At 69.1% G+C, this 22,563-nt stretch carries 19 protein-coding genes and 1 pseudogene; 7 read left to right on the top strand and 13 right to left on the bottom strand.

The window, feature by feature from the left end; translation table 11 throughout:
* Nucleotides 1-2 precede the first annotated feature (2 nt).
* Genes NXI30_22590 through NXI30_22600 form a run of 3 tightly spaced genes read right to left on the bottom strand, consistent with a single transcriptional unit; the run spans nt 3 to nt 4,214 of the window.
* The gene (locus tag NXI30_22590) at nt 3-773 is read right to left on the bottom strand and encodes an SDR family NAD(P)-dependent oxidoreductase (protein MCR9097020.1); all 771 of its coding nucleotides are present in this window, start codon (nt 771-773) and stop codon (nt 3-5) included.
* A 37-nt stretch (nt 774-810) separates the two neighbouring features.
* Nucleotides 811-1,818, bottom strand: a complete 1,008-nt coding sequence (locus tag NXI30_22595) for an LLM class flavin-dependent oxidoreductase (GenBank protein ID MCR9097021.1) — start codon at nt 1,816-1,818, stop codon at nt 811-813.
* Nucleotides 1,819-1,850: 32 nt separating this feature from the next.
* Nucleotides 1,851-4,214, bottom strand: a complete 2,364-nt coding sequence (locus NXI30_22600; protein MCR9097022.1) for a tetratricopeptide repeat protein — start codon at nt 4,212-4,214, stop codon at nt 1,851-1,853.
* A gap of 240 nt (nt 4,215-4,454) precedes the next feature.
* Here NXI30_22600 and NXI30_22605 point away from each other — a divergent pair, with 240 nt between their 5' ends.
* Nucleotides 4,455-5,651, top strand: a complete 1,197-nt coding sequence (locus tag NXI30_22605; GenBank protein ID MCR9097023.1) for a right-handed parallel beta-helix repeat-containing protein — start codon at nt 4,455-4,457, stop codon at nt 5,649-5,651.
* A gap of 123 nt (nt 5,652-5,774) precedes the next feature.
* A complete protein-coding gene (locus NXI30_22610) occupies nt 5,775-6,971 on the top strand; it encodes a Rid family hydrolase (GenBank protein ID MCR9097024.1) in 1,197 nt (398 codons plus the stop codon).
* 67 nt (nt 6,972-7,038) lie between these two features.
* Here NXI30_22610 and NXI30_22615 read toward each other — a convergent pair whose 3' ends face one another.
* Nucleotides 7,039-7,761, bottom strand: a complete 723-nt coding sequence (locus tag NXI30_22615) for an SDR family oxidoreductase (GenBank protein ID MCR9097025.1) — start codon at nt 7,759-7,761, stop codon at nt 7,039-7,041.
* 130 nt (nt 7,762-7,891) lie between these two features.
* Here NXI30_22615 and NXI30_22620 point away from each other — a divergent pair, with 130 nt between their 5' ends.
* Both NXI30_22620 and NXI30_22625 read left to right on the top strand, forming a co-directional pair.
* Nucleotides 7,892-9,016 (top strand): DUF1214 domain-containing protein, encoded by a 1,125-nt coding sequence (locus tag NXI30_22620; protein MCR9097026.1) that lies wholly within the window; start codon nt 7,892-7,894, stop codon nt 9,014-9,016.
* A gap of 130 nt (nt 9,017-9,146) precedes the next feature.
* Nucleotides 9,147-9,764: a class I SAM-dependent methyltransferase gene (locus tag NXI30_22625; protein ID MCR9097027.1), complete on the top strand. Its 618-nt coding sequence runs from the start codon at nt 9,147-9,149 to the stop codon at nt 9,762-9,764.
* A gap of 60 nt (nt 9,765-9,824) precedes the next feature.
* On the opposite strand, the gene NXI30_22630 is transcribed toward NXI30_22625, so the two are convergent.
* The 6 genes from NXI30_22630 to NXI30_22655 form a co-directional block, all read right to left on the bottom strand.
* On the bottom strand, nt 9,825-10,556 hold the full coding sequence (locus tag NXI30_22630) for a hypothetical protein (protein MCR9097028.1): 732 nt from the start codon (nt 10,554-10,556) through the stop codon (nt 9,825-9,827).
* 85 nt (nt 10,557-10,641) lie between these two features.
* Nucleotides 10,642-11,094, bottom strand: coding sequence for a DUF3237 domain-containing protein (locus NXI30_22635; GenBank protein MCR9097029.1), 453 nt, complete (start codon nt 11,092-11,094; stop codon nt 10,642-10,644).
* A complete protein-coding gene (locus NXI30_22640; GenBank protein MCR9097030.1) occupies nt 11,094-11,873 on the bottom strand; it encodes a glucose 1-dehydrogenase in 780 nt (259 codons plus the stop codon). The genes NXI30_22635 and NXI30_22640 overlap by 1 nt, the downstream gene beginning before the upstream one ends.
* Before the next feature lie 27 nt (nt 11,874-11,900).
* Complete coding sequence (locus NXI30_22645; protein ID MCR9097031.1) at nt 11,901-13,364, bottom strand: NAD(P)/FAD-dependent oxidoreductase; 1,464 nt, start codon at nt 13,362-13,364, stop codon at nt 11,901-11,903.
* Nucleotides 13,365-13,454: 90 nt separating this feature from the next.
* Nucleotides 13,455-15,827 (bottom strand): CoA transferase, encoded by a 2,373-nt coding sequence (locus NXI30_22650; GenBank protein ID MCR9097032.1) that lies wholly within the window; start codon nt 15,825-15,827, stop codon nt 13,455-13,457.
* Nucleotides 15,824-16,762: a MaoC/PaaZ C-terminal domain-containing protein gene (locus NXI30_22655; protein MCR9097033.1), complete on the bottom strand. Its 939-nt coding sequence runs from the start codon at nt 16,760-16,762 to the stop codon at nt 15,824-15,826. Before NXI30_22655 ends, NXI30_22650 begins: the two co-directional genes overlap by 4 nt.
* Nucleotides 16,763-16,952: 190 nt before the next feature.
* Between NXI30_22655 and NXI30_22660 the strand changes: the two are divergent.
* Together NXI30_22660 and NXI30_22665 are read left to right on the top strand one after the other, a co-directional pair.
* Nucleotides 16,953-17,795: pseudogene (locus NXI30_22660) on the top strand (cysteine synthase family protein).
* 129 nt (nt 17,796-17,924) lie between these two features.
* Nucleotides 17,925-18,266, top strand: coding sequence for a rhodanese-like domain-containing protein (locus NXI30_22665; GenBank protein ID MCR9097034.1), 342 nt, complete (start codon nt 17,925-17,927; stop codon nt 18,264-18,266).
* Here the strand turns inward: NXI30_22665 and NXI30_22670 are convergent, their stop codons facing one another.
* From NXI30_22670 to NXI30_22680, 3 genes are all read right to left on the bottom strand, one after another.
* Nucleotides 18,267-19,031 carry an SDR family oxidoreductase gene (locus NXI30_22670; GenBank protein ID MCR9097035.1) on the bottom strand — a complete coding sequence of 255 codons (765 nt, stop codon included), beginning with the start codon at nt 19,029-19,031 and terminating at the stop codon, nt 18,267-18,269. It lies immediately after the preceding gene.
* Between the two features lie 90 nt (nt 19,032-19,121).
* Entirely contained in the window at nt 19,122-19,757 is a 636-nt protein-coding gene (locus NXI30_22675; GenBank protein MCR9097036.1) for a class I SAM-dependent methyltransferase, read from the bottom strand.
* A 150-nt stretch (nt 19,758-19,907) separates the two neighbouring features.
* Entirely contained in the window at nt 19,908-20,270 is a 363-nt protein-coding gene (locus NXI30_22680) for a VOC family protein (protein ID MCR9097037.1), read from the bottom strand.
* A gap of 175 nt (nt 20,271-20,445) precedes the next feature.
* Here NXI30_22680 and NXI30_22685 point away from each other — a divergent pair, with 175 nt between their 5' ends.
* Nucleotides 20,446-22,554 (top strand): molybdopterin-dependent oxidoreductase, encoded by a 2,109-nt coding sequence (locus tag NXI30_22685; GenBank protein ID MCR9097038.1) that lies wholly within the window; start codon nt 20,446-20,448, stop codon nt 22,552-22,554.
* Nucleotides 22,555-22,563 lie beyond the last annotated feature (9 nt).

Consider the following 22,563-nt stretch of genomic DNA (forward strand, 5'->3'; position numbering starts at 1 on the left):
GTTCAGCGCGGCATCTGTCCGTCGTCGACGATGACGACGGTGCCCGTGACCATCTCCGAGGCCGGGGACAGCAGATAGAGCATCGTGCTGTCGAGCTGCTCCGGCTTTCCGATCCGCTTGCGTGGGAACGCCTGCGCCAGGTCGCCCATGCGCTCGAGCATGCCGTCCATCATCTCCGACTCGAAGGAGCCGGGCGCGATGCCGGTCACGTTGATCTCGTAGCGCGCCCACTCGACGCCCAGGACCTCCGTCATGCGAATGACCGCCGACTTCGTGACGGAGTAGAGCGCGGCGCCGATGCCCGAGTACGAGGTGGCGCCGACCGACGAGATGTTGACGATCCGCCCCGGCCTCTTCAGCTCGATCAGGCGTCGACCGACCTCGCAGGCGAGGATCCAGGGGCCACGAAGATTGGTGTCGAAGACCGTGTTGATCAGGTCGAGGGACATCTTGTGCGCGCGCTGGGCGTCCGGAACGCCCGCGTTGTTGACCAGGACCTGCACCGGCGCGCCGAGCAGCTCCTCCACCCGCCCGGGCGCGGCCTTCACCGCCTCGGCGTCGGTCATGTCGAGCGGAAACGGCACGGCCGTCCCGCCCCGTGCCTCGATCTCCTTGGCGACCTCTTCGAGGCGCTCGACCCGGCGGCCGGCCAGGGCCACCTTGGCGCCGCAGTCGGCGATCAGGTTGGCGAAGCGGCGGCCGAGGCCCGAGGTCGCGCCGGTGACGAGGGCGACCTGTCCGTCGAGGTTGGCCGTGATGCTGGGTTCGCTCATCGAGAGGGTCTCCTTGGGGAAGGGGGATGCGGCACGCTCAGCGGAGCTTCTCGATCAGCTCGCTGATCGCCAGGATGGACTGCGCTGCGACGGCAGGCTGGATGTCCCGCGAGCCGGGGACGATCCGGAGGTAGTCGAGGCCGGTGGCGCAGACCTCTTCGAGCCGGGCGAGCGCCGCGTCGGGCGGCTCGGCGATCCCGAACTGGTGGATGAACTCGTTCTCGAGGGCCTGGGCGTGGGCCCCCGCGGAGACCGCGTGATTCTTCATGTCGTACGACTCGCGCAGGTGGCGGGCGGCGCCGCGGACTTCTTCGGGGAGGGAGTCGATGTCCATGCCGGCGAACCCGGAGAAGTGGGCGAAGACCGAGAGGCTTCCTCGGATCGACTCGCGCGCGACCTCACGGTCGTCGTTCACGACGCAGTTCACGTAGGCACCGAAGCGGAGCGCGCCGGGGTCGCGGCCCGCCTCCTCGGCCGCCGCGCGGGCGCGGGCGATGCAGTCCCGGAGGCGCGCCGGGTTCGCACCGACCGCGAAGCAGATCCGGTCCGCCCTCCGCGCCGCGAGCTCGATGACCTTCGGACCGGTCGCGGCGACCTCGATCGGTACGTAGGGGACGTCGATTCCGTCCAGCCACTCGATCCGGCTCTCGGTGCCTTCACGGTCGACGGTCTCGCCGTCGAGATAGGCGCGCAGTCGCGTGACGTAGGTCTCGAAGTCGCCGGGAGGCGCGGGCTTGCGGCCGATCTTCGCCATCGAGGAGTCGCCGCGGCCGATCCCGAGGACGACCCGCCCGCCGCTCTCGACCTGCAGGCCGAGGGCCGCGCTCGCGGTCACCGCCGCGTCGCGGCTCACCGGATTCGTCACGCCCGTGCCGAGCTCGATCCGTTCGGTCGCGCCGGCCGCGAGCATGAGTTGGCTCCAGACCTCGGGGGTGAGGTTCTGCGTGTCCGCGTAGACCATGCTGTCGAAGCGGCGCTCCTCGGCGTTGCGAGCCATCGCGGCGGTGCCACCCGGGCTGGTGAAGGTCAGGAGTCCGATCTGCATCGTGCGGCCTCTCTTTCGATCGCGAGGGCGTTTCAGCGCGTCGCCGGCGCTCCGGCGCGGGCGGACTCGAGCTCGGCTGCCACCCGCTCCGCTTGTCGGGCTTCATCGCCGCGTCCGAGTCGGGTCAGCACCTGCGCGACCTCGCGGTGGGCTGCCGGGCTCGGGCGTCGCTCCGCCAGGCGACGATAGGTCGCGAGCGCCTCGTCGAGCTCGCCCTGCTGGACCTGGATCGTCCCGAGATGGTCGTAGGCCGCCGCGTTGGTCGGATCCGCCTCGATCGCCCGGGTGAGGAAGCCTTTCGCTTCGCCCGGGCGTCCCTGTTGCCAGACGACGACGCCGAGGCCGGTGAGCGTCTCGGTGTTGGGCTGCGTCGCGAGGGCCGCGCGAAGGTGACCCTCCGCCTCGGCGAAGCGGCCGGATCGTGCGAGGGACCCGCCGAGATTGAAGTTCGCGCTCGCCGATCCCGGGTCGAGCGCGAGGGCCTCGCGGTAGAGCTCCTCCGCGTCCTCGGGGAGGCCCTGGCTCTCGAGAACGAAGCCCAGGTCGTTGTAGATCGCGGGGTGGGGCTCGATCGCGAGGGACTCGCGGTAGTAGGCCTCGGCCAGCTCGAGTTCGCCGAGATCGACGGACGCGAGGGCCAGGTTGTTGTGGGCCTTCGCGTGCTTCGGGTCCGCGGCGATCGCCTTCTCGAGGGCGACCACCGCTTCCTCGCTCTTGCCCTGCTGGAAGAGCGAGAAGCCGAGCGCATTCAGCAGCTCCACGTTCTCGGGCTCCACGGAGAGCCCGCGCTCGTAGAGCCGGACCGCGCCGGGATAGTTGCCGGTCCGCTCGTTGGCCATGCCGGCGCGGAGGAACGAGTAGGCGTCGAGGAACTTCTCGTCGATCGAAGCCATCGCATCGGACGGGAGCGGGACGAATTCGGGGATGTTCGCCGCGCGATCGCGGCCCGTGAATCGCTCGAGGACGACGGGCGGCGTGGAGTTCCCGTCCTCGTCGATGTGGGTGAGGAAGAGCTGGGTGTAGGGCGTGTTGGCCTTCGAGGAGAAGACGAGCCAGCGGCCGTTGCTCGAGAAGCTGTGCCAGGAGTTCATGTTCTTCGTGTTCGCGCGCAGCCGCCTCGCTTCGCCGCCCTCGGCCGGGATGATGAAGAGCTCGCTGTCCGGCATGAGCAGCATGTAGTTCTCGGCCTTGCAGAAGACGATCCACTTCCCATCGGGCGAGTACTTGGCGAAGAAGTTGCTCTTCCCGTCGTGGGACGCGCCGGCGAGGGGCTCGGCCGTCCCGCCCCTGCCGCCGTTCCAGGGCACGCGATAGAGATCGAACTTGAAGGGCTCGTCGTCTTCGATGAACTCGGGGACGTCCTTCTCGTCGAGCAGGATGCTCGTCGCGTTCGTGACCGCAGGCTTGTCGTAGACCTTCGAGCGCGCGAAGACGATCCACTCGCCGTCGGGGCTCCAGGTGGGGTTGCTCTGGACGTAGTCGGGATCGTCGGCGCCGGGGAGCGGCGTGTACTCGCCGGTCTCGCGGTCGTAGACGACGAGGATCCCCTTGATCGGGAAGAAGAGCTGGGAGTATTCGATCCCGGGCGTCGCGACGAAGACCGCCCGGTCCTTGACCGTGCTGATCACATAGCGCCCGTCGGGCGAAACCTGGGAGAGGAGCCCGAAGGTCCCCTCGCCATCGTCCCGGCGGTAGTCGCTCCAGGTGATGATCTTCTCGTCGTCGAGGGACATCTGCTTCGACACGGGGAGGATCGCATAGCCGCCCTTGTCGTTGCCGTAGTCGACGTCGAGGCCGAGGGTCGAGCCGTCGCCGGAGAAGGAGTGGCAGTTGCCACAGACCGGCAGGTCTTCCAGCACGATCGGCGGGCGTTCCTCCGAGTCCACGGAGCCGAAGCGCCAGCGGATCCGGGACGGATCCTGGACCGCGTCGATGAACGGAAGCGGGACTTCCCGGTAGAAGAGGGCGTCGCCCACGGGATCGGTCGAGGTCTGCAAGGAGACGAGCGCGGCGGAGGCCGTCGTCCGGTCCGCGTCGTTTCCGACGACGGCGAGTTGGGCCGCGTCAGCGATCGAACGACGTTTTATTTCTGACCAGTCCTCTTCGGAAGGGCGCCAGCTCGAGGCGGACACCGGGAAGCGGAGGGGTTCGCCCTCGCCGGAAAAGCGGACGAGCACCGTCCAGGTCTCGGCGCCCGGCGTCTCGTCGACCCAGGTCACGGTCGGCGCGACGATGTCGGGCGGGAAGAGCGCGCCTTCGAGCGGGTAGGTGATGGTCAGCTGGCCCGAAGGGGTGTCCGGGAAGTCCACCGGGCCGGCCGGCGAGCAGCTCGACAGGACGATCAGGGTCGCGCCTAGCATGCCCAGGCGCGCGATCAGGGGGTAGGGAGACGTCATGGGGGTCGGTGTCTTCCGGGCATGGGCCCCGCGGGCCGCGTCGAAGGTCGACACGATAGCGAGCCGGTGCCCGACCGACGTGGCCCCGAGGCGCGGACCGCGAACCCGCGGTCGGTTTTCGACCAAGTTCGAAATTGACTTCGGAAAGCCATTCGGGGTAGAAGGAATGGGCGGGGAAGCTGCGTCTTCTCCCGTGCCCTTCCGTCTGGATCCCGGGATCGCCCGGGATGGAGAATGCCGATGCTCCTGCGCCGCGCCCCGTCGATCCTCGCGATCGCCCTCCTTCTGATCGCTGCCGCGTCCGTTTCGGTCGCCGCGGTCCACCGCGTCCGCGCGGGCGAGTCGATCCAGGCCGCCCTCGACGCGGCCGATTCGGGCGACACGATCCTCGTCGATCCGGGGACCTATCAGGAGGACCCGACCAGCCTCTACGGCCTCCACGTGACCAAGAGCAACATCCGCCTGATCGGCCGCGTGAACAAGGGCATCGGCGAGGCCGGCAAGGTCCGGCTGCTCGCGACCGGCGACCAGGAAACCGGGATCTACGCGGCGCCTCCCGGCTGCGAGTACACCGACGACGCGTGCCCCGATCAGATCGAGGACTTCCACGTCCGCGGCTTCACCGTCGAGGGCTTCCCGCGCAACGGCATCCAGACGCGTTGGGTCGACGGCTTCCGGTTCATCCACAACGAATCGGTGAACAACCTCAACAACGGCATCTACCCGACGCTCTCCGCCAACGGGCTCGTTCGCGCGAACGTGTCCTACGGCTCGCTCGACACCGCCATGTGGGTCGCCGGCTCGGAGAACGTCCGGGTCGTCAAGAACGAGGTCTTCGGCAGCCCGATCGGTCTGGAGATCACCGTTTCGAACAACGTCGTCGTGTCCCGGAACGACATCCACGACAACACCGTGGGCGTCGGCCTCTTCCACCCGAACGCCGCGGGCAATCCGCCGCTGCCGGTGATGGAGAACTGGGTGATCCGCAACAACCGGATCTACGACAACAACCTGCCGAACCCCGCGCCCGTCGGTTCTTTCCAGGCGGGGCTGCCCCTCGGCGGCGGTGTGCTGCTGCTGGGCGTGAGCGATCACGTCATCAAGAACAACTGGATCGTCGACAACGACTTCTACGGCGTCGGTGTGCTCGGTTGGTGTACGGCCCTTAGCTTCGACCCGACCCGGAACTGCGAGGCTCGGCCGCCGATCGCGAACCCGTCCGCGAACGACAACAAGGTCGCCAGGAACGTGATCAAGAACAACGGTCAGGCGCCGCCCGCGGAGCATCCCCTCGCACCCTTGGCGAGCGACGTGATCTACCTGCAGACGCCGCCCTTCGAGCCGGGAACGGGCAATTGCTTCCGGAACAATCGGCCCTCGGACCTGACCTTCTTCTCGAGCGAGCCGGACGGTCTGCTGCCTACGGACGGTTGCTAGCGCGGGACGGCGGCCAGCGCGCTCGCCGCGCAGCCCTTCGTTCCGGGTGAGGCGTTCTGCGCTGGCGCGCGCCTTGCGCTAACGATCGGGTGCGCACCGCCGATCGCGTGCCCGAGGAACGACGTGCCCTCCGAAGCCTCCGCCGAGACCATCGCCTCCCGAGGGTGTCGCGTCGTCGTGCGGCGCGTCGAAGGCGCGATCGCGCGTGAGTTCTTCCTCTTGGCGGAGCCCACGGAAGTCGGTGCGGACGCCGGCGTTCAGGCCGGAGGCGTCTATCGGGCGATCGACGCGTTCCTCGCGAACGAGGGGGCTTCCTGGGCGGATGTGCTTCGCGAGACCGTCTTTTTCGCCTCCCACACCCGCGACCTCGACGACGTTCGCGCGGCGCGCCAGCGCGTCGTCGGCGCCGCCGGGCTGCCGCCGCTCGAGATCGAGCAGCCACCGCTCGAAGTGGGCGCGCGGCTCCTCACGGCGATCCATTTCCGTGTTCCGCAGCCGGGTGCGAAGGGCGCCTCGGCGGAGGTCGTTCGGATCGCCGATGTGGGCCCGCCGGACGACGGCCCCGCGGCCGTCGCGGTCCGGCGGGCGACGGAAGATGGGTGCCGTCTCGATTGCGCGGCGGTTTTCGGTGCCGGTGGGGACGCGCTCGTGCAGACGCGGAGTGCCTTCGCGCAGGCGGCGGCGCTCCTCGAATGCGCGGGGCTCGACTTCGGCGACGTCGTACGGACGTGGATCCATCTGCGCGACATCGATCGCGACTACGATGCGCTGAACGAGGGACGGCGCGCCTTCTTCGCGGAGCGGGGCATCACGTCGCCGCCCGCGAGCACGGGGATCGGTGGCGGTCCTTCCGCACCGGCGCACGATCTCTGCCTCGGCTTCGAAGCCATTCGTCGCGATGGCGGTCGCGCGACCTCGGTGATGCATGCGGCGACGCTGAACGAGGCGCCCGAATACGGTGCGGACTTCGTTCGTGGGCTCCGCGTCGTCGGGGAGAATGGCACGTTCCTCCACGTCTCCGGCACGGCGAGCGTCGACGAGGCCGGAAGGACGGCGCATCCGGGCGACTTCGATGCCCAGGCCGATCGGATGCTCCTGAACGTCCGAACGCTCCTCGACGGACAGGGCGCGGGCTTCGGGCACATCGTCTCCGCGATCACCTACGTGAAGCGCCGCGCGGACGCGGATCGCCTCGGCGAGGCCCTCGCGCGGGCGGGCTTCTCCGGCTTCCCGCATGCGCTCGTCGAAGCGCCGGTCTGCCGACCGGATCTCCTCTGTGAGACCGAGGCGATCGCGTACCTTCCGAACGACGCGGCCTGACGGGCTTCGACGGAGAGAGCCCTCGGCCCTGACGGTAGAGTGCCCTCAGCCCCGACCGAGAGAGCCCTCAGCCTCGACCGAGATAGGGCTGCGTCAGCGGCAGGATGATCGACGAGAGCACGTTCGTCTCGGGCGCCATCGTGACCATCGACAGCGCCGCGCGACCGATGTCCTCGAGCGGGACCATGCCCTCGGTGTCCCGGACCTGATCGACGAAGTCGCCCCAGATGTTGGTCGGGACGTTGCCCGGGTGGAGGGCGCTCACCGCGATGCCGTGCTCCCGGGCGTCGAGCGCGAGGGAGCGGGTCATGCCGTCGAGGGCGAACTTGCTCGTCGTGTAGGCGACCGAGTGGGGACGCGACATCTGGCCCGAGATGCTGCCGATGTTGAGGATCCGACCGGACTTGCGCGGAATCATCTGCTGGAGCGCCTTCCGGGCACAAAGGAAGCAGCCGGTGACGTTCACGCCGATGACCTGCCGGAAATCGTCCGGGGGGAGCTCGTGGGTCGGGCAGGGCTTGGCCATGCCGGCGTTGTTCACCAGGATGTCGACCGGGCCGAACTCGCTCGCGACGCGATCGAAGAGCGCGTCGACCTGCGCGTCCTCGAGCACGTCCGTCGGGATCGCGACGGCGTTCGGGATCTCCTTCGCGGCGGCTTCGAGGCGCTCGACGCCCCGGGCGGCGAGGATGCAGGTCGCGTCCTCGGCGGCGAAGGCTTCGGCGATCGCGCGGCCGATGCCGCTGCCACCGCCGGTGATCACGGCGATCTTTCCGTCCAGCTGTCCCATGGTTGGTTTGCTCCGGTTGGGGTCGAGGGTCGTTTCGAGTCTGGTTTCGGGCTCCGCCGGAGTCTATTGCGCGCGGGACGCATTCGGCCACCATCGAACGGCGACGTCGAGTCGCGCGAAAGGAATCCCGATGACGCCCCTCGAGACCGCGAGCCGAAAGAAGCTGCACGAGCTTCTCGACCTGATCCGTGAGGTCGACGAGCGACGCTACGGACCCGAGTGGGGGATCGAGAGCCAGGGCGACGTCGCCGATGGCCACCGGAATCTGATGCACGTGCTCGAGGGCGGGCTCTTCTCGCACTTCGACGCGGATCCGGAGCGTCCCGTCTTCCGCCGGATCGTGTCGCCGACCCGCAAGTTCCGGGGCGACAACGGGGACGCGATCTACTTCGACGCGGCCATCCGCCCCGATCGCGAATACGTCGTGAAGGGCAACATGGCGGGGGCGGTCTACGTCTCGATCACGATCGAGGAAGGGCCCGGCGAGGGCGCCTACGCGACCGGGACGGCGGCGGGCCTGCACGACGGCGAGTTCGACGTCGACGCCAACGGGAACTTCGAGATCGTGCTCTCCGCGAAGAAGCACGACCGGAACTGGCTGGAGCTCACGCCGACCGCGAGCCGGATCACCACGCGGCACTATTTCGAGGAGGAACGCTGCGTCGCTGCGGACCCATCGAGACACGTCCCGCTCTCGATCGAACCCGTCGTCGACCCTGGACCGCCGCCCGCCTGGACGCCGGAAGGCCAGGACGAGCGCGTCGCCGCGAGCATTCAGCGCGTCATCAACTTCGTTCGCGGAGACACGCTCGACCAGCCGCCGCGGAAGCCGCAAGAGCAGCCGAGCTGGGTCTCGACCACGCCAAACGTCTTCAACGCGCCCGAGAAGCCGGGCGACCTGGCGTTCTCGGCGATGGACATCGCGTACACGATGGCGCCCTACGTGATCGGTCCGGATCAGGCCCTGGTGATCACGGGGCGCTTTCCCGAATGCCGCTTCGCGAACGTCTGCCTCTGGAACCGGTACATCCAGAGCTACGACTTCAACAACCGCCGGATCTCCCTCAACCGGAAGCAGACGGCCCTCGAGCCCGACGGTTCCTTCCGGATGGTGATCGCGCACGAGGACCCGGGGACGCCCAACTGGCTCGACACGGAAGGTCGGCCCTTCGGGATGGTCTATTGGCGCTTCCTGCTGCCCGAGGGCGAGGTCGAGACGCCCCAGGCGCAAGTGGTGGACTTCGCCTCGCTCTGAGAGAGGATCGGTCCGGTCGAGGAGGTGCAGGACGCGGGCTTCGGGCCGTGCAGCGCGCGCGCTGCATTTCGCTCGGGGCGGAGCTGTCTATCCTGTGGGGGCGTCCCGACCGCGCCCGCGGAGGTCCCCGATGAGTACCGCTACCGCCTTCTGGAACTGGCTCGCGCCACGTTATGCGAGACAGCCGATCGCCGACGAGGCCGCCTACGAGAAGAAGCTCGCGATGACGCAGGCGCACTTCACCCCCGAGATGCGGGTCGTGGAGTTCGGGTGTGGAACGGGATCGACGGCGGTCCGGCACGCGCCCCACGTGGGCGCCTATGTCGGAATCGACGTCGCCGAACGGATGGTCGCGATCGGGCGGGAAAAGGCGGAGCTCGCCGGCTTGCGTCACCTCGACTTCGTCGTGGGGACGCTCGAGGAAGCAGGCCTCGAGGCGGAGAGCTTCGACGCGGCGATCGGCCTCAACATCCTCCACCTTCTGCCCGATCTCGACGCGACCCTCGAAACGGTCGCGCGGGTGCTGAAGCCCGGCGGTCTCTTCGTGTCGTCGACGGTCTGTCTCGATGAGGTGGCGGGGCGGCTCGCCCGGATCGGGCGGCTCGTGCGCTTCGTGCCCTTCATGCCGACCGTCGTGCCGCTCACGGCCGACGGGCTCGTCGCGAAGCTCGAACGCGTCGGCTTCGCGGTCGAGGAACGCTGGGATCAGGCGGCGGGCATCGTCTTCGTGATCGCGCGCCGCTCGTAGGTTCGGCGCGTCCGGGAGCGAGCCGGTCGCGCCGCACGGAGGCTTCGCCTCGATCCTTCGTCACGAAGGGGCCGGGTCGTCTCTCGTCGCGTAGGTCCGATAGAGGGCGTAGCCGACCGCCGCCGGCCAGCAGAAGACCATCAGCACGAGGAAGACGGGGATCGAGAACGGAACGCCGCCCAGGCTCTCCGGCTTCGGCGCGGACTCGTTACGAAGCCGATCGAGGACGGCCCGCCGTCGCTCGTCGAGCGTGTCGATGCAGACCGGATCCCCGCAATACGGGCAGGTGGGGATGCGCGTGAATCCGATCGGCACCTCGATCGAGATCTCCCCGAGGCAGGCGTCGCACTTCTCCACGTGGAATCGCACGTCGCGGAGTCGGCCGTCCTGGATGACGCCGTTCGACCGGTCGTGGACGTAGTGGGCCAGGGCGCGGGTGTTGAGCAGCTTGACGGCGTCGTCGAGCTCCTCGCGCGTGTAGTGCGAGTTCGCGACGAACTCGTCGACGCGGAGCTGGGCGTGACTTCGCAGGACCTTCCAGATCGAGAGGATGCGTCGCTCCCGCGCGCGGATCCGACGACCGGCCCAGAGACACGCGATGGGCGGACACACCGCCATCGTGAAATGGAAGCCGTGATCCCACGCGAGTCGGACGACCGCTTCCTCGCCTCCGTCTCCGAGCGCGACCATCGCCACCGCCGCCGAGACGACGAACACGCCCGCGAGTCCGATCCCACCCACGCGGATCAGGACGTCGTCCAGCTTGTACAGGTTCGTCGACTCGGGCGTCATGCCCGGCTCATCGGCCGAGCGGCGAGACCGCCTGAGCCAACGCCCGAGACGACGTTGCGCGGATCTTGCGTCTCGGCGGCAAGCGCTACCTGAGCGCGTAGATCTCGTAGCTCAGCACGAGCCGCGCCGCGTCGAAGCCACCCTTGCCGACGACCTGCGTGGCGTTCAGCCAGGCGTAGCGGTCGTCGTCGGTCTCGATCCTTCCCGCCAGGTACACGGGATTCTCGCCGGGGGTCGGCTGGCCGGTGGCTTCTCGGGCGACGGAATCGATCTGGAATCGCGCCCGGTACTCGAGGAAGAGCTGGGCGGGCTCGTCGTCCGTGGTCTCGAAGAACGCGCGAATCTGCGGCTCCGCGACGTGCTCGGTCGCGAGATAGCTCCCGTTCGCCCAGCGGGACTCCGCCTCGACGACCGGTCCGGTCCAGACGACCTTCTCGAAGTGGGTGACCGAACGCGTGCCGCGGGGCCCCCGCCCGATCGACCAGGACGCGGTCGCATGGATGTCGAGGCGACCGAGCGGCTCGAGCGCCAGGGCCATCAGCGGCCTCCGCCGGCGCCGTAGCCGCAGGTCATGCCGCCGTCGATCACGAGCTCGGCGCCGGTGATGTAGGCGGCCTCCTCACTCGCCAGGAAGAGGGAGGTCGGGGCGATGTCCTCGGAACGACCGATGCGCGGGACCGGCAGGTGGGCGTGCCCCGCATCGAGCATCTCCTGGGTGACGTCGGTGCCGTCGGGAACCGCGTCCCGGATCAGCGGCGTGTCGACGCCGCCGGGATGGATCGAGTTGACGCGGACGCCGAGCGCTCCCAGCTCGAGCGCCGCCGTCTTGGTCAAGCCCCGCAGGCCGAACTTGCTGGCGGTGTAGCCCGGGGTGCCCGCGCGACCCATGATCCCCTGGATCGAGGAGACGTTGACGATCGCGCCGCCTCCCGTTTCGCCCATGACGGGCGCTGCGACCTTCATGCCCAGGAACGGCCCGACGAGATTGACGTCGAGGACGCCACGGAACTCGTCGACGCTGCAGTCGACGACGGGGGTGCTCTGCATGATCCCGGCGTTGTTGATCAACACGTCGAGGCGGCCGAACCGCTCGACCGCGAGCGCCACGATCCGTCCCCAATCGTCCTCGCTCGTGACGTCGTGGCGGGCGAAGCAGGCGGCGGCCCCCAGCTCCCCGGCCACGGCCTCCCCCTCGTCTTCGAGGAGGTCGGTCAGGACGACCTTCGCCCCCTCGGAAACGAAGAGGCGGGCCGTCGCGGCGCCCTGTCCGCGGGCCGCGCCCGTCACGATCGCGACCTTGCCGTCGAGTCGGCCCATGGCGGGTTCCTCCTTCTTCGGCCGGCGTTATGCCGTGCGCTTTCCGGTTTCGAAGGAGGAGAGATCGTCCTTGTCGACCCGCTCCTTGTAGACGGCGAAGCCGTGGGGCCACTGGGTGACGATTCGACCGTCCGCGGCGCGGTAGTAGTCGTTCGCGCCAGACTGCCAGACGACGACCTGCTCGAGCTCCGACTGGAGCGTCGCGTTGTACGCGTCCATCACGTCGCGTCGGACGTCGATCCAGTCGACGCCCGCGCGATCGGCCTCGGCGATCATGCGGATCGTATAGTCGACCTGGAACTCGAGCATCAGGATGATCGAGTTGCCGCCGTTGGTGTTCGGCCCGTAGAGCTGGAAGAGATTCGGGAAGCCGCTGGTCGTGACCCCGAAGTAGGCTTCCGGCCCGTTCTGCCACGCCTCCTGGATGGTCCGCCCGTCGCGGCCCTCGACGTCGATCGCGCTCACGTACTTCTGGGTATCGAAGCCGGTCGCGAAGATGATCGTGTCGACCTCGCGTTCGGTCCCGTCGCCGCTGACCACGCCCTTCGGCGTGATCTCCCGGACGCCGTCGGTCACGAGCTCGACGTGGTCCTCGTTGAAGGTCTTCAGGTACTTGTTCGAGGCGAGCGGCCGCTTCGCGCCGAAGGGATGGTCCGGGGTGAGCTTCGCGCGGAGCTCCGGATCCTCGACCATGAGCAGCGCCTCGCGGCCCATGTCCTCCGCCGCCTGGAAGAAGCCCGGCTCGAGATAGGTGAGAGACTGCTCGACCACGTTGAAGAGGTTCTGGCGACCCTCTTCGAGGACCTCGGGCTGGTCGCGGAAGGTGGCCTTCTGCTCCTCGGTGTAGGGATCGTTCTGCTTGGGCAGGACCCAGTTCGGTGTCCGCTGGAAGACGTGGAGCTTCGAAAGTCCCGAGGCGATCTCCGGAATGAACTGCACCGCGCTCGCCGCGCTGCCGATCACGGCGACGCGCTCGCCTTCGAGATCGTGGTCGTGGTTCCAGGCGGCCGAGTGGAAAGTCGTGCCTTCGAAGCGGTCCAGGCCCGGGATGTCGGGCCAGGAGAGGGGGCCGAACATGCCGACGGCACTGATCACGAACTGGGAGACGACCTCGCTCCCGTCGTCGAAGCGGACCGTCCAGCGGGCGCTCGCTTCGTCCCAGGTCGCCGAGACGGCGCCGACGCCGAGGCGCAGGTGGGGCTCGAGGCCATGGTCCTTCGCCACGCCCTCGATGTACTCGCGGATCTCCGGCTGGGGCGGGAACGGGCCGGACCAGTCGGGATTCGGGGCGAACGAGAAGCAGTAGAGCGGCGAGGCGATGTCGCACTCGAGGCCCGGGTAGGTGTTGCGCTGCCAGGTGCCGCCGACCCGGGGCTCCTTGTCGAAGATCAGGAAGTCGTCCTGTCCGGATTCCTTCAGCTTGATGCCGGCGCAGAGGCCGCCGGCGCCGGCGCCGATGATCGTGAATCGCGTGGTCGTGGACTGGGACATGACGGGGTCGGACTCCTGGGCGAGGGGGGTGCGTTCGAGAGGTGATAGCCCTCTGATCGCACGTCTGCCGGTCCCGAAATCGGCGCGCCGCTACTGGAGGACGCCGCTCACGATCAGCTCCGTGAACGCCTCGTCGCTCCTGCCCAGGATCTCGCGCACGATGGCCTCGTTGTGCTCACCGACGCCCGGAGCGCGGGTCAGAACGTGGTCCCGGCCGACGTAGCGGGCACTCTCGCGATCGATCGGGATCGCGACGTCGGGCGCGCCCGGCTGGTGGACGATCTGGTAGTGGTCGCGGAGCAGGGGGTCGCGTTCGAACGTGTCGCGCAGGTCCTCGACGGGCCCGGCGGCGAGCCCCGCGCTCTGGAGTCGCGCAGCACCGGCCCACTTGTCCTGGGTCCGGGTCCATGCCTGCACGATCTCGTCCAGGGCATCCTCGTTCCGCTTGCGCGCGGTGTGGGTCGCGAAGCGCTCGTCGAGGACGAGCTCCGGGTGTTCGATCTCGCGGGCGAACGTCGCCCACGCGTCGTCCCCTTCGACCGCCAGTGCGAGCCATTGGTCGTCCCCCGCCGCAGGGTAGACGCCGTGGGGGCAGGCGTTCGAATCGCGATTCGCATTGCGCGGCGGAACCACGCCGCCCGCGCGGTACTGCATCCACTCCGCGCCGAGGAGCGCGACCGTCGCGGAGAGCTGGGCGAGGTCAATCTCCTGCCCACCCTGACCCCGGTCGCGCTTGCGGATCGCGGCGAGGATCGTCGCCGTCAGCAGATGAGGAGCGACGAAGTCGGGCAGGGGGATCCCGATCCCGCGCGGTTGCTCGCCGTCGAAGCCCGTCAGCATGTTGAATCCCGACGCCGCCATCAGGATGTTTCCCATGCTGGCGCGGCCGGCCCAGGGGCCCTGCTTGTGCGCGCCGGGCAGGTTGAGCAGGACGATGTCGGGCTTCGCTTCGCGCAGGACGTCGTAGCCGAGGCCCATCCGTTCGAGGGCGCCGGGGCGGAAGTTGTTGACGACCACGTCCGAGACGCGGACGAGGTCGAGCAGGAGGGCGAGGCCCGCTTCGGTTCCGAGGTCGAGGCAGAGCGACTTCTTGCCGGCGTTCACGGTGTTGAAGAGGCCGCCGAGATCCGGATGCGGCTCGCCGTCGGGACCGAGCTGGCTGCGCATCGAGTCGGGCTTCCGGCGATTCTCGATCCGGATCACCTCGGCGCCGAAGCTCGCGAGCAGGCGCGTTCCGATCGGCGCCGCGAGGACCCAGCCGAAGTCGACCACCCGCAGACCGCGAAGCTGCTCGCGGGGATCGGGTGAGGTCGCCGTTGCGGCGTCGGCCGGGGGCGCCGGGGGCGGAAGGTCGTCGAGGATCGTCTTCGTGTCTTCACCGAGGAGCGGCGCGCGACGGAGGGTGACGCCGTCGGCCATGCCGTCGACGGTCGAGCGCACGAACCCGAGGGACCGGCCCAGGCCCTCGTGCTCGACCTCGAGGAATTGCTCGTTCACGCGGTACTGCTCGGTCTCCTCCAGGTCGTCGAGTCCGAGGACCGGGAGGCAGACGATGTCCGCTTCGAGGGCGCCGGCGGCGAACTCGTCCCGGGTGAGCGTCCGCGCGAGCGCGAGCGTGCCCTCCGACACCGGGTTGTCCTTGCGCGGGGCATCGAGCCGCGACCAGGGCCAGTCGTCCTCGGTCATCGAATGCGGAATGCCCACCCGGTCGAGCCAGCGGAGATAGTCCGAGAACCGATCGGGCCGTACGAGGAGCCCGACGTAGCCACCGTCGCGGCACGCGAGCGCCGCCGAGAGTCCGGGCCGCGCAGGGATCCGTTCGAACCAGGTCCATTGGGTCGCGTTCGAAGTCTGCATCAACGCGCTGAGCGTCACTTCCTGAAGCGAGAGGTCGACGTGCACCCCCTCGCCCTTCGTGAGCGCGATGGTCGCCGCGGACGCGGCGGACAAGCCGGCGAGGGTGTAGGAAGGCGAGGCCCCGCCCTGGACCGGCGTGCCCTTGCGTTCGCCGGAGATCGCGACGAGGCCGCCGGTGGCCCCCGCCACGAGATCGTTGGCCTTGCGACCGGCGGTGTCGGCGAGGCCGAAGGGCGTCACGGAGATCTGGATCAGGTCGGGGCGGAGCGCGCGCAGGCGGGAATGCTCGAGGCCCGAGCGGGTCCCCGGGCGGGCGGTGTCGATCAGCACGTGCGCGCTCGCCACGAGACGTTCGAAGTCCCGCGACGAAGCGAGGTCGTCGTCGAGCACCACCGACGCCTTGTTGGCGCTCAGATAGAGGTGCTGGAAGCTGTGTTCGGGGCCCGGAGCGTCGTCGAGGAACGGCGCGAGCCTCCGGATGGCGTTGCCTTCCGGTGGCTCGACCAGGATCACTTCGGCACCGAGGTCCGCGAGGATCCGACCCGCGAGCGCCGCGGAACGGTCCGCGAGATCGAGGACGCGGACCCCCGCGAGTGCGTCGCTCATGCGGGCCTCGGAATCACGAGCGAACCCTTCATGGCCAGGGGGCCCGCCTCGAGCGCGACCTCGTAGTCGATCGCCACGCGATCGGAAACGACTTCGGTGATCGTCGCGCGCGGCACGATCCCCGCCTCGCACTCCGTCGGCGCCTTCCAGCGGGTGTCGAGGCAGGCCCCGTGCAGCAGGACCTCCGGACCGAAGCGCGCCATCACGAGCTCGAGGGCGAAGGACAGGACGTGGTCGCCGCCAGCGATCGGCTTCGCGAGGCCCGCGGCCTTGGCGGCCTCCGGGTCGCTGTGGATCGGATTGTTCGGGTCGGTGGTGTCCCGCGCCGCCATCATGGCGAGGGTCACGACGAGCGGATCTCCGCCGAGGACCTCGCCCTCCTCGGCCGTGGCCAGCGCGTCGAGATGGGGGTTGCGTTCGGCCGCTTCGAAATCGGGGAGGGGGCTCGCACGCTTGGCCGGGTCGAGGCCTTGGAAGCCGTCGACACGATCCGGGTCCGGTCGGTAGGACAGGAGCCCCGTCGTGGCGTTCGTCGCGGCGTGCCGCCCCTGGGCGTCGAAGGTCTCGGCCTCGGTCGTCCCGTAGCGGCGGCCGCGGCGGACGTGACGGCCGCTGCTCGAGCCCTCGACGGTGAACGCCTCGCCGATCCGAAGCGGGCGGCGGATCGTCTGCTGCTCGCGGGCCCAGATCCGCCCCGAGACGCCGGGGGCCCCCTTCTTCTTCGGGGCGCCCTCGGTCCGCGGCCTGCGCGGCTGCCCCGAGAGGAGGAAGAGCGTGAGCCCGGTCATCAGCTCCGGTGGGAGCGTGCCCGCCGCCATCAGCGCGCCGATCGTCGGGCCGTGGTCGCCCATGCTGGCCGCGACACCCCGGATCTTGGCCTCGGGATGGGGGCCCGTGACGCGCTCGAGCGCCCGGGGCCAGGTCGAATCCGTCATGCGGCGCCTCCCTGCCGGAACGATAGGCAGAGGCCCGAAGGCGCCGCAACGAGGGAGACCGGGGTGCCACGCATCTCGAGGGACCGGGGGTGCCTCCCATCTCCAGTTCGCCGCGATACACTCCGGCCCCGATTCCCGGAGGTCCCCCATGCCGAACCACGCCACCCGCGTCTACGACGACATGCTCGAGATGCTCTCGAACGCGGACAACCCGACGCCGATGGTGCGTCTGAACCGTGTCCTGCCCGAGGGCATGAAGGCGAAGGTCTACGGCAAGCTCGAGTGGTACAACCCCTTCGGCTCCGTGAAGGACCGCGTCGCCGCGAACCTGATCAAGGATGCCGGCGAGAAGGGGCTCCTGGCGGAAGGCCAGCAGCTCGTCGAGCCGACCAGCGGCAACACCGGCATGGGCCTGGCGATGATGGCGAACGCGAAGGGCTACTCGCTCACGACGCCGCTCTCGAACAAGATCCCCGCCGAGAAGCGGATCATGCTGAAGATGTTCGGGACGAACGTCGAGGAGCTCGAGGACGATTTGTGACCGGCCCCTGGGTCCCCGGAGGGGGCCATCGCACGCGCCATGGAGCTCGGCGACAAGCCCGAGTTCTACATGCCCAACCAGTACGAGAACGAGGCCAACCTCGAGGCCCACGTCCATTCGACCGGTCCTGAGATCTGGCGTCAGACCGAAGGCAAGGTGACCCACTTCGTCGCCGGGCTCGGCACCTGCGGCACGATCACCGGCAACGGTCGCTTCCTCAAGGCCAAGGACCCGAGCGTCCAGGTGATCGCGGTGCACCCCTCGGAAGGGCACGACATCCCGGGTGTCCGCTCGATCAAGCAGCTGGAGCTCACGAAGCTCTTCCTACCCCACGAGTACGACGCGCTCGTCGAGGTCTCCGACGAGGAGGCGTTCGACATGTGTCTCCGCCTGAACCAGGAGGAGAGCATCATCGCGGGGCCGAGCTCGGCGATGGCGCTCGTCGGCGCGCTCAAGGTGATCGAGGACGATCCCGACGCCGTCGTCGTGGTCATCTTCCCGGACAATGCCTTCAAGTACGCGTCGACCTTCGAGCGGCACTTCCCCCAGTACCGCGCCGCCCGCGCGGACGAGGGCGTCGCGATCGGCGAGCCGTCGGCGAAGGAGCAGCTCTTCGGCACGATGATCGAGAACGCGCGGAGTCCGCACACGACCTGCGAGATCGCCGATCTGAAGGCCGGGCTCGAGAGCGACCTGAGGCCGCTCGTGATCGACGTCCGGATGCCCGAGATCTTTGCGAACCAGCACGTGTCCGGGGCGGTCAACATCCCGACCGCGGAGATGACCGATCGCCAGGCCGAGCTCCCGGAGGATCGCGACCATCCGATCGTCACGGTCTGCAATCGCGGCAACCTCTCGCTCCAGGGCATGCTCGTCCTGCAGTCGCTCGGCTACCGGAACGTGCGCAGCCTGAACGGCGGGACGGTCGCCTGGGCCGAGGAAGGTCTCCCGACCGGCGACTAGCTATCCGATCCGCGCGCTCTGTCCGCCGTCGACGGGCAGCATCACGCCGGTGATGAAGCGGGCGTCGTCGGAGGCGAGGAAGAGGGCGGCGTGGGCGATGTCCCAGGCCGTGCCCATCTTCCGGCCGAGGGGGACCTGCGCGTCGCGCGCCCGGATGAGCTCTTGCTTGTCGATGCCGCGCGCCTCGGAAATCCCTTCGATCGCCATCGGCGTCTCCATCAGTCCAGGCATGATCACGTTCGCGCGGATCCCGTACTTCGCGTTGCCGATCGCGAGGGACTGGGTGTAGGCGTTCATGCCGGCCTTGGAGGTCTTGTAGGCGACGATCCCGGTGGAGCAGACGGCCGCGATCGACGAGATGTTCACGATCGAGCCGCTCTCCTGCGCACGCATCACGGGGAGCGCCGCCTTGCAGGGAAAGACGACGCTCTTGAGGTTCACGTCGAGGATCCGGTCCCAGGCCTCTTCGGTGACGTGCGCCGGCCCAGCGTCCCCACCGCCGATCCCGACGTTGTTGTGGAGCACGTCGACGCGACCGAACTCCGAAGTGCAGGTATCGACGACGCGATCGCAGTCGGCCTCCCGAGTCGCATCGGCCTCGACGGCGATGGCCCGGCCGCCCTCCGCCTCGATCGTCGCCACGGTCTCCCGCGCGCTGTCGAGCCGTGTATCGACCACGACCACGCTCGCGCCTTCCCGCGCGAAGAGAAGGCTCGTCGCGCGACCGTTCCCGATCGTGTCACCCGGGGTCTGCCCCCCGCCCATCACGATCGCCGTCTTGTCCTTCAGTCGGTCCGTCAATGCGTCGTTCCTCCAGCGGTTCGTGGGGCGCGCCGCGTCGCGATCGCCCGCGCGTCAAGGGCGCTCGAAGACGACCGCGTAGGTTTTCGTCACGAAGTTCGACGAGGGCCACGGGTCGATCACTTCGACCCGGCGAAAGCCGGCGGCCTCGAACTCGGAGATCAGGAGGCTCGCCTCGATTCCGTGGCCGCCGCGGCTCTCCGGGATGCCCTCGGGCGTCCAGAGCGCGAGCCAGAAGGTCGGTGGGAAGTCGACGACGACGATTCGCGCGCCCGGGCGGAGCGTTTCGTAGATGCTCCGCACGAAGGGCTCGGGGGCGGTCACGTGGTGGTAGACGTCGCGGAGGAGCGCGCCGTCGACGCTCGACGGGGCGAGGGCGGTTCCGTCGAACGCGCCGGGTACGATGTCGAGCTGTGTGAGGCCGGCTTCCTGCTTCTTCTCGCGAAGCGTCTCGAGTCGCTCGTCGTCGAGCTCGGTCGCGAAGACGCGGCCTTCGGCGCCGACGCGTTCCACGAGGGCCACGGCGTACGCGCCCTTGCCGGCGCCGAGGTCGGCGACCGCCATGCCGGGCGTGAGCCGGAGCCGTTCCTCCAGGATCGCGAGCTCCTCTTCGAAGGTGTCCGCGAACGCGTTCGTTCCGAGCAGGGAGAGGAAGGTCAGGGAAAGGGCGAAGGCGAGCGTGCGGGGCATGGACATCTCTCTTCGGGCGCGGGGTCGGCGCGTCTCGAGAGTATGACACCCTTGCGGATGCTCGACCGTGCAGGGATCGGGCTGCACCCGGCGTCGGAGCCGCGTTGCTAGTTCCGTCGACCCTCGGTCGCGCTTCGCCGCAGCTCCGGATCAGGCGGTCTTGGGCTCGTTCAACTCGAGCATGTTGCCGGCCGGGTCCTGCAGGAAGGCCTGGCGACCGTTCGGGAGCTCGAAGGCCTTCGAGACCTCGATGCCCTGGGCCTGCAGCGCTTCGAGCGTCCCGTCGAGATCGGTCACGCGGAAGGCGAAGTGCTGGCCCTTCGGTGCCACGTGGTCCTCGACCTGCATCAGGTGGACCTCCTGCCCGCCCGATCGCAGCCATGCGCCGGGGAAGCCGAAGTCGGGCCGTGGCAGGACCTCGAGACCGAGCTGGTCCACGTAGAAGGCGAGGCTCGCCTCCAGGTCGTCGACGTTGAGGGATACGTGGTGGACACCGAGTTCGAGCTTCGTCATGGCGGGGCTCCCTGGGCTGTGCGTCGTGGTGGGCGACCCGGTCGAATATAGAGAAGGCCCGGGCGATCGCGCGAGGTGGGGCGACTCGCGTTCCGCGGCCCCTCGGCTTCGGGTCCGAGGGTCTGGGGTACCGTCGATCGACCCGCAGACGCGGCCATCGAAGGGACGAAGAAGCATGCAGGAAGTCGCCACGTTCTGCCGGATCTGCGAGCCGAGCTGCGGCCTGGTCGCCGAGGTCGAGGACGGTGAGCTCGTCGGCGTTCGCCCCGACCGGGCGCATCCCGTCACGAAAGGCTTCGCGTGCAACAAGGGGCTGGCGGGTCTCGAGCTGCACCGTGACCCGGACCGGCTCGACCATCCGATGCGTCGACGACCCGACGGGACCTTCGAGGCGATCTCCTGGGACACGGCGATCACCGAGATCGCGGAGCGGATCCGGGAAGTCCAGTCGCGCCACGGCACGAAGTCCTTCGCTTCCTACATCGGCAACCCGAGCGCGTTCAACGCCCTCGCCGGTCCGGCCATGGGATCGTTCCTCGGGCAGCTCGGCGTGCGCAAGAACTTCAGCTCCGGGACCCAGGACTGTGCCAACAAGTTCGCGGGGGCGGAAGCGGTCTACGGCACATCGACGTGTCATCCGATCCCGGACTTCGACCACACGGACTTCCTGCTCGTACTCGGCTCGAATCCGCAGGTCTCGCGTATGAGCTTCGTATCGATCTCGGACCCGATGGCGGCGATGCGGGGGATCCGGGACCGCGGCGGGCGTCTCGTCTACGTCGGGCCGCGCACGATCGAGAGCGCCCGCGATGGCGAGATGTTCCTCGTGCAGCCCGACACGGACGTCTATCTCCTCGCCGCCCTGATCGGGGAAGTCCTCGCGAGCGGCCGCGTCGACGAAGCGGTCGTCGCCGAGCACGCCTCCGGCTTCGAAGGCCTGGCGGCGATCGTTCGCGACTATCCCGCCGAGCGGGTGGCTCCGGTCGTCGGGACGACCGCGGAGTCCATTCGCCAGCTCGCCCGGGACTTCGCGGATGCGCCGAGCGCGTCGGCCACGCTCTCGACCGGCGTCAACATGGGCCGTCAGGGGACGACCGCCTACTGGCTGATGCAGATGCTCGTCTTCCTGACGGGCAACCTCGACCGACGCGGCGGCAACCTCTACGGCCGAGGCTTCTACCCCGCCGCGCCACGGAGCGGGCGCACGGATCCGGCGAAGCATTTCTTCGACAGCGAGTGGGGGCGGATCCGAAAGATTCGCGGCTCGCTGCCCGGCAACCTCATGGCCGACGCGATCCGCTCGGCGACGGATCCGATTCGCGCGATGTTCGTGATGTGCGGGAACCCGGTGCTCTCGGTCGGGGGCGAGGCAGCGATGGCCGCGGCCCTCGAGGAGCTCGAGCTGCTGGTGGTCGTGGATCTCTATCCGAACGCGACGGCGGAGCACGCGGACTACGTTCTGCCCGCTGCGGACGGCTTCGAGCGCGCCGACTTGAATCTCTGCGGCCTCGGACTCCAGGCGCGGCCCTTCGTCCAGGTCTGCGATCCCGCCGTCGAGCCGCGGGCGGAGCGGAAGCCGGAGTGGTGGATCTTCGGCCGCCTCGAGCAGGCGCTCGGCCTCGACAGCGTGCTCGACGCCGACGCGAGCCCGCCGCTCTTCGGGCGACTCGATCACATGCTGCGTTCGACGGGACATACCGCCGCCGAGATCGCGCAGGCCCCGAGCGGGACCTTCGTCCTGCCCTCCCTCGAGCCCGGCCGCTTCTACGACGACGTGATCCAGACCGACGACGGACGCGTCGCCTGCGCCCCGCCGGTCTTCCATGCGGAAGGCGCGATCGAACGGATGGCGGTGATCTTCGAATCGCTCGCCGCGGAGCCCGACGATCGGCTCAAGCTGATCTCGAAGCGGGAGCCCTCGATGCACAACAGCTGGATGCAGAACCTGCCGAAGGTGCGCGGACGCCATCGGGAGCCGCGCCTCTGGCTCCATCCGGAAGACGCATCGCGCCTCGGAATCGCCGAAGGAGACCGCGTGCGCGCGCGGAACGCATTCGGCGAGATCGACGTGGCGGCGGCCCTCGATGACGGGCTGGCGAAAGGCGTCGTGGCGATGCCCCACGGCGGCGGTTTCCAGGGCTCGCCGGCACTCCGTTTCGCCGCGGAGCGACCGGGCGAGAACGTGAACCGGCTCCTGCCCCACGGCCCGGGGAGCTTCGAGCCCCTGTCGGGGCAGGCGTTCATGACCGGGATCCCGGTCGAGGTCGAGCCGGCGGTCGGCTAGCGAACGCCG

The organism is bacterium (assembly GCA_024742285.1).
Lineage (GTDB): Bacteria > Myxococcota_A > UBA9160 > UBA9160 > UBA4427 > UBA4427.

What these genes read in the sequence shown, in the direction of transcription:
- NXI30_22590 (MCR9097020.1), bottom strand. Translation starts at nt 773, where the DNA reads ATGAGCGAACCCAGCATCACGGCCAACCTCGACGGACAGGTCGCCCTC.
- NXI30_22595 (MCR9097021.1), bottom strand. Translation starts at nt 1,818, where the DNA reads ATGCAGATCGGACTCCTGACCTTCACCAGCCCGGGTGGCACCGCCGCG.
- NXI30_22600 (MCR9097022.1), bottom strand. Translation starts at nt 4,214, where the DNA reads ATGACGTCTCCCTACCCCCTGATCGCGCGCCTGGGCATGCTAGGCGCG.
- NXI30_22605 (MCR9097023.1), top strand. Translation starts at nt 4,455, where the DNA reads ATGCTCCTGCGCCGCGCCCCGTCGATCCTCGCGATCGCCCTCCTTCTG.
- NXI30_22615 (MCR9097025.1), bottom strand. Translation starts at nt 7,761, where the DNA reads ATGGGACAGCTGGACGGAAAGATCGCCGTGATCACCGGCGGTGGCAGC.
- NXI30_22620 (MCR9097026.1), top strand. Translation starts at nt 7,892, where the DNA reads ATGACGCCCCTCGAGACCGCGAGCCGAAAGAAGCTGCACGAGCTTCTC.
- NXI30_22625 (MCR9097027.1), top strand. Translation starts at nt 9,147, where the DNA reads ATGAGTACCGCTACCGCCTTCTGGAACTGGCTCGCGCCACGTTATGCG.
- NXI30_22630 (MCR9097028.1), bottom strand. Translation starts at nt 10,556, where the DNA reads ATGACGCCCGAGTCGACGAACCTGTACAAGCTGGACGACGTCCTGATC.
- NXI30_22635 (MCR9097029.1), bottom strand. Translation starts at nt 11,094, where the DNA reads ATGGCCCTGGCGCTCGAGCCGCTCGGTCGCCTCGACATCCATGCGACC.
- NXI30_22640 (MCR9097030.1), bottom strand. Translation starts at nt 11,873, where the DNA reads ATGGGCCGACTCGACGGCAAGGTCGCGATCGTGACGGGCGCGGCCCGC.
- NXI30_22645 (MCR9097031.1), bottom strand. Translation starts at nt 13,364, where the DNA reads ATGTCCCAGTCCACGACCACGCGATTCACGATCATCGGCGCCGGCGCC.
- NXI30_22650 (MCR9097032.1), bottom strand. Translation starts at nt 15,827, where the DNA reads ATGAGCGACGCACTCGCGGGGGTCCGCGTCCTCGATCTCGCGGACCGT.
- NXI30_22655 (MCR9097033.1), bottom strand. Translation starts at nt 16,762, where the DNA reads ATGACGGATTCGACCTGGCCCCGGGCGCTCGAGCGCGTCACGGGCCCC.
- NXI30_22665 (MCR9097034.1), top strand. Translation starts at nt 17,925, where the DNA reads ATGATCGAGAACGCGCGGAGTCCGCACACGACCTGCGAGATCGCCGAT.
- NXI30_22670 (MCR9097035.1), bottom strand. Translation starts at nt 19,031, where the DNA reads ATGGGCGGGGGGCAGACCCCGGGTGACACGATCGGGAACGGTCGCGCG.
- NXI30_22675 (MCR9097036.1), bottom strand. Translation starts at nt 19,757, where the DNA reads ATGCCCCGCACGCTCGCCTTCGCCCTTTCCCTGACCTTCCTCTCCCTG.
- NXI30_22680 (MCR9097037.1), bottom strand. Translation starts at nt 20,270, where the DNA reads ATGACGAAGCTCGAACTCGGTGTCCACCACGTATCCCTCAACGTCGAC.
- NXI30_22685 (MCR9097038.1), top strand. Translation starts at nt 20,446, where the DNA reads ATGCAGGAAGTCGCCACGTTCTGCCGGATCTGCGAGCCGAGCTGCGGC.